6 protein-coding genes and 1 pseudogene are annotated in these 5807 nt (G+C 60.6%); all 7 read right to left on the reverse strand.

Annotated features, from left to right (window positions below; translation table 11 throughout):
* Positions 1–46: 46 nt before the first annotated feature.
* Positions 47–1447 (reverse strand): pyruvate dehydrogenase complex E1 component subunit beta, encoded by a 1401-nt coding sequence (locus tag EN964_RS21925; RefSeq protein WP_127271464.1) that lies wholly within the window; start codon positions 1445–1447, stop codon positions 47–49.
* 15 nt (positions 1448–1462) lie between these two features.
* Positions 1463–2500 carry a pyruvate dehydrogenase (acetyl-transferring) E1 component subunit alpha gene (gene pdhA / locus EN964_RS21930; RefSeq protein ID WP_127276724.1) on the reverse strand — a complete coding sequence of 346 codons (1038 nt, stop codon included), beginning with the start codon at positions 2498–2500 and terminating at the stop codon, positions 1463–1465.
* Positions 2501–2693: 193 nt separating this feature from the next.
* Positions 2694–3017 carry a septum formation initiator family protein gene (locus EN964_RS21935; RefSeq protein WP_127270588.1) on the reverse strand — a complete coding sequence of 108 codons (324 nt, stop codon included), beginning with the start codon at positions 3015–3017 and terminating at the stop codon, positions 2694–2696.
* Positions 3018–3179: 162 nt separating this feature from the next.
* The gene (gene eno, locus EN964_RS21940) at positions 3180–4454 is read right to left on the reverse strand and encodes a phosphopyruvate hydratase (protein ID WP_127273626.1); all 1275 of its coding nucleotides are present in this window, start codon (positions 4452–4454) and stop codon (positions 3180–3182) included.
* 374 nt (positions 4455–4828) lie between these two features.
* Complete coding sequence (locus EN964_RS21950; protein ID WP_127270592.1) at positions 4829–5194, reverse strand: PRC-barrel domain-containing protein; 366 nt, start codon at positions 5192–5194, stop codon at positions 4829–4831.
* A gap of 85 nt (positions 5195–5279) precedes the next feature.
* Positions 5280–5483 (reverse strand): dodecin family protein, encoded by a 204-nt coding sequence (locus EN964_RS21955; protein ID WP_013531476.1) that lies wholly within the window; start codon positions 5481–5483, stop codon positions 5280–5282.
* 96 nt (positions 5484–5579) lie between these two features.
* Positions 5580–5807 (reverse strand): annotated as a pseudogene (locus EN964_RS21960) (3-deoxy-8-phosphooctulonate synthase); the annotation flags it as partial.

A 5807-nucleotide genomic window follows, 5' to 3' on the forward strand; every position in this document is an offset into this window, starting at 1 on the left:
GGGCCGGCATGGTGATGTTGATTGGCATTTTGTCCTCCCGCCCGGTTCAGCGATACGTGACGGCTTTGACCGCCTCGATGACTTCGCCGACATTCGGCAACGCCAGCTTCTCGAGGTTCGCCGCATAAGGCATCGGCACATCCTTGCCGGCGATGGTGATGACCGGCGCGTCAAGAAAATCGAAGGCGCGCTGCGACACCTGGTTGGCGATATGGTCGCCGACCGAGTTCTGCGGATAACCTTCCTCCACCACCACCAGGCGGTTGGTCTTCTTGACCGAGGCGATGATGGTGTCGAGATCGAGCGGCCGGATCGTGCGCAAGTCGATGATCTCGGCATCGATGCCAAGGCCACGCAGTTCCGCTTCAGCCTTGACCGCATAGGTCATGCCGATGCCGAAGGAGACGATGGTGACGTCCTTGCCTGATTTATGGATGCGCGCCTTGCCGATCGGCAGCACGAAATCGTCGAGCTTCGGTACGTCGAAGGACTGACCGTAGAGGATTTCATTCTCGAGGAAGATGATCGGATTGGGATCGCGGATCGCAGCCTTCAACAAGCCCTTGGCGTCAGCGGCGGTGTAGGGCATCACCACTTTCAGGCCCGGAATGTGGCTGTACCAGGCGGCATAGCACTGCGAGTGCTGAGCGGCGACGCGTGCGGCGGCACCGTTCGGTCCACGGAACACGATCGGCGCGCCCATCTGGCCGCCGGACATATAGAGCGTCTTGGCGGCCGAGTTGATGATCTGGTCGATCGCCTGCATGGCGAAGTTGAAGGTCATGAACTCGACGATCGGCTTCAGGCCGGCCATCGCCGCACCCACGCCAACGCCGGCAAAGCCATGCTCGGTGATCGGCGTGTCGACGACGCGCCGCGGCCCGAATTCCTGCAGCAGGCCTTGCGTGATCTTGTAGGCGCCCTGGTATTCGGCAACCTCCTCGCCCATGACGAAGACATCGCCGTCGCGGCGCATTTCCTCGGCCATCGCATCGCGCAGCGCTTCGCGCACCGTGGTCGAGACCATTTCCGTGCCGGCCGGAATGTCCGGATCGGCGGCGATTTCCGACTTCGGAGCAGCAGCCACCGGCGCAGCCGGCTTTGCGGCCTCCGCCTTATCCTCTGCCGCCGCCGGAGCCTCTGCCTTTGCAGGCGCTTCCGCCTTGGCGGGCGCCGCGGCCTTGCCGATATCCCCGGCACTTTCGCCGTCCTGTAGCAGCACGGCGATCGGTGTGTTGACCTTGACGCCTTCGGTACCGGCGGCGATCAGGATCTTGCCCAGCGTGCCTTCGTCAACGGCTTCGACTTCCATCGTCGCCTTGTCGGTCTCGATCTCGGCGATGACGTCGCCGGCGACGACTTTGTCGCCCTCGTTCTTCAACCACTTCGAAAGATTGCCCTCTTCCATGGTCGGCGAGAGAGCGGGCATGAGAATTTCGATCGGCATGTCCTTGCCCTCCCGTTACAATACGATATCGGTCCAGAGCTCGGACGGATCCGGCTCCGCGTCGTTCTGGGCAAATTCGGCGGCATCCGCGACAATGTCGCGGACCTCCTTGTCGATGGTCTTGAGCTCGTCCTCGGTCGCCCACTTCTTTTCCATCAGCCGTGCCTTGACCTGCTCGATCGGATCATGGTCCGAGCGCATCTTCTGCACTTCTTCCTTCGAGCGGTATTTCGCCGGGTCGGACATCGAGTGACCGCGATAGCGGTAGGTCTGCATTTCGAGAATGATCGGCCCGTTGCCGGCGCGGCACCATTCGGTCGCCTGGTCGCCGGCGGCCTTGACGGCGCGGACATCCATGCCGTCGACCTGGATGCCGGGAATCTTGAACGAGGCGCCACGGTGCGAAAAATTGGTTTCCGCCGAAGAGCGCGACACCGAGGTGCCCATGGCATAGCGGTTGTTCTCGATGATGTAGATCACCGGCAGCTTCCACAGCGAGGCCATGTTGAAGCTTTCATAGACCTGGCCCTGGTTGGCCGCGCCATCGCCGAAATAGGTCAGCGAAACATTGTTGTTGTCGCGGTAGCGGTTGGCGAAGGCCAAGCCCGTGCCGAGCGACACCTGCGCGCCGACGATGCCGTGGCCGCCGTAAAAGTGCTTATCCTTTGAGAACATGTGCATGGAGCCGCCCTTGCCCCGGGACAGGCCGCCCCGACGCCCGGTCAACTCGGCCATGACGCCGCGCGGCGACAGTTCCATCGCCAGCATGTGGCCGTGGTCGCGATAGGCGGTGATCATCTGATCGCCATCGATCAGTGCCATCTTCATGCCGGTGACGACCGCTTCCTGGCCGATATAGAGGTGGCAGAAGCCGCCGATGAAACCCATGCCGTAAAGCTGGCCGGCCTTTTCCTCGAAACGACGGATGAGCAGCATGTGCCGGTAAGCGGCAAGCTCTTCGTCCTTGGTGAATTCGGCAGGCTTGGGGGCCGAAAGCCCCGATTTGCCGTCGGATTTGGATTTGGCAGGCGCTTTTCTGGCGGCGGTGGCCATGCATCACTCCCTGTTGGCGTCTCTTTGTGGACATTAGAGCAGATGAAATCTGCTCTGGGGAGATCAGCTCTTCCCCACCGATTTAAGGGAGGCTAACACGCGTCAAAGCGTTGCGCCATGCCGAATTTGCATAGCTGGCATGCGCCTAAGCGATTAAAATCATTGAAAATATTGATGATTAACTTGAAATCAGTTATTTCGACGAGGTCGGCAACATAATGGTGATTTCGTCAGCCTGGGACAGATTGAGCGCCTTGCGTGCCTGCTCATCGAGCATGTCCTTTTCGAGCGTGCCTTCATGCATCAACCGAACGCGGCGCTCGAGTTCCATGCGGCGCGCCTTGATCACATCGAGCTGGCCTTGCAGCGCCACCGTCTGGGCTTCCAGCTGATATTTCGAATAGATGCCGAATTCGCCGTGATAGGCGTGAAAGCCGAAATAGGCCAGGAACGCCACGCAAAGCGAGGGAATGATCAGTCGGCCGGTGTTTCTCTGCTTGTGCTGACGCGTCCACATGATCCAAATCCTCGCGGCCGCGAACTCAGGCGGCTCACGATCTTTTTCGCCCGATTGTGCTTAACGGACGGTTACGGGTGTCCTGTTGGGCGGCGTCGAAACAAAAAAGGGCGGGAATGCTCCCGCCCTTTTGTCCGGTATCGATGAGCCGGTGTTTCTGGATCAGCCCTTGACCACCGACTTGCCGGCATAGCTTGCCTGCTTGCCGAGTTCTTCCTCGATGCGGATCAGCTGGTTGTACTTGGCCATGCGGTCGGAGCGCGACAGCGAGCCTGTCTTGATCTGTCCGCAATTGGTGGCAACCGCGAGATCGGCGATGGTCGAATCCTCGGTTTCGCCCGAGCGGTGCGACATGACGGCAGTGTAGCCGGCCTTGTGCGCGGTCTCTACGGCGTCGAGCGTTTCCGTCAGCGAGCCGATCTGGTTGACCTTGACGAGGATCGAATTGGCAACGCCCATGCGGATGCCGTCGCGCAGCCGCGCCGTATTGGTGACGAACAGGTCGTCGCCGACCAGCTGCGTCTTTTTGCCGATCAGGTCGGTCAGGTACTTCCAGCCTTCCCAGTCGTCCTCGGCCAAGCCGTCCTCGATCGAGATGATCGGATAGTCGGCGGCAAGCTTGGCCAGGTATTTGGCCTGGGCCTTGGGATCGCGCGTCTTCTTCTCGCCCTCATAGACGTAGTTGCCGTCCTTGAAGAACTCGGTCGCGGCGCAATCGAGGCCGAGCGCGATCTCGTCGCCCGGCTTGAAGCCAGCCTGCTCGATCGATTCCATGATGAAATCGAGCGCCACCGGCGCGCTTTTCAGGTTCGGGGCGAAGCCGCCCTCGTCGCCGACATTGGTGTTGTGGCCGGCGTCTTTCAGTTTCTTGCGCAGCGTATGGAAGATTTCCGAACCCCAGCGGACACCTTCGCGCAGCGTCGGCGCGCCGATCGGCAGGATCATGAATTCCTGGAAGTCGATCGGGTTGTCGGCATGCGCGCCGCCATTGATGATGTTCATCATCGGTACCGGCAGGAGATGCGCCTTGGTGCCACCGACATAACGGTACAGCGGCAGACCGGCGGCATCGGCGGCCGCCTTGGCCACCGCCAGCGACACACCGAGAATGGCGTTGGCGCCAAGCCGGCTCTTGTTGGGCGTGCCGTCAAGCTCGATCATGGTCTGGTCGATATGGATCTGGTTTTCGGCTTCCATGCCGCCGATGGCCTCGAACAGCTCGCCGTTCACCGCTTCGACGGCCCTGAGCACGCCCTTGCCGAGATAGCGGGCGCCACCGTCGCGCAGTTCGACGGCCTCGTGGGCGCCGGTCGAAGCACCCGACGGCACCGCCGCGCGGCCCATCGAGCCGTCTTCGAGAATGACATCGACCTCGACGGTCGGATTTCCACGGCTGTCCAGGATTTCACGCCCGACAATGTCGATGATGGCGGTCATTTGCGATGTCCTCGATTGATCTGAAGAATGCCGCACGTCTTAGCCAAAGTGCTGCAAAAGGCAATCGGCCGGCCGGCAATTATTGCCGCGGCATCAGCCTCTGAACGATTCACGAAGCGCAAATCGCTGTCATCATAAGTCATGCACGGTCGGCTGACTTCCGGTTAAGGTGCAGCGCGCGGGGCGAAACAGGAGGAGTTTCGCCATGTCCCAGTTGAGTGGTATCGTGAGTCTGTTCCTGATCGCGGCGGCATTCCTGACGTCGTGCGACAATCAGCAGTCGCCGCCGAAGGCGATGGCCCCCTTACACGTCAGCGAATAAGCCAGAATACAAAGCGGCCCCGTCTCTCGACGGGGCCGCTTTGTCGTTGCTGTCAATGCCAGTAAGGCGTGACCTTGTAGTAATTGTAAGATTCGTCGCGCGCCGCCTCGCCATCCGCCCCGCTCAATTCGTTGATCGAATAGGCAGGCGCCGCCCTGAGTTGTTCCTTGGAAAACGGCACGACATAGCCACCCTTGTCCTCATCATAGTCGAGGCTCGCCCACGGAATGGCGTGATATTTTTCGCCAATGCCGAGGAAGCCGCCAAAACCGATCACCGCGAACATGATGCCGTTCGTCATCTTGTCGAGCATCACATCCTCGATGCTTCCGATGCTCGTGCCTTCGGTATTGTAGACCGATGTACCGATGACCCGTGAGGCGGCGATGGCTTGGGTGTGACCTGTCTGGGTTGTCATGATTGTGCTCCTCATTGTGGTTTAGAACCATACTTGGACAATGAGGGGCGCGGGCGAAGGTTCCCGACTTTTCGGCGACGCCCGGTCACTCCGCGAGGATGAAGGTAACCTTCATATTGACGCGATAAGCAACAATCTTGCCGTCTTGGACGACGATCTTCTGGTCCTGGATCCAGGCGCCCTCGACGTTCTTCAGGGTTTTCGAGGCGCGCGCAATTCCCTGTTCGATGGCGTCCTGAAAGCTCTTCTTCGACGACGATGTGATTTCGGTGACGCGGGCGACGGACATGGCTTCCTCCTGCCAAAACGCTCAGTTGCAAGGCAAGCGTATAGCCGGCTCGTGCCTTCCACAAGCGCCGGCGGTCGGCAGGGTATGCGTCCGGCCTTAGAGGCCCTTGGCGATACGGTCGAATGCCATCAGCCGCTCGAGCAGGGCTGGCATGTCCTTTAACGGCAGCATGTTCGGACCATCCGACGAGGTCGAATTGTCAGGATCCTGGTGGGTCTCGATGAACACGCCGGCAACGCCGACAGCGACGGCCGCGCGCGCCAGCGTCTCGACAAAACGACGTTCACCGCCCGAGGACCCACCCTGCCCGCCCGGTTGCTGCAC

The organism is Mesorhizobium sp. M7A.F.Ca.CA.001.10.2.1 (assembly GCF_003998575.1).
Taxonomy (GTDB): Bacteria; Pseudomonadota; Alphaproteobacteria; order Rhizobiales; family Rhizobiaceae; genus Mesorhizobium.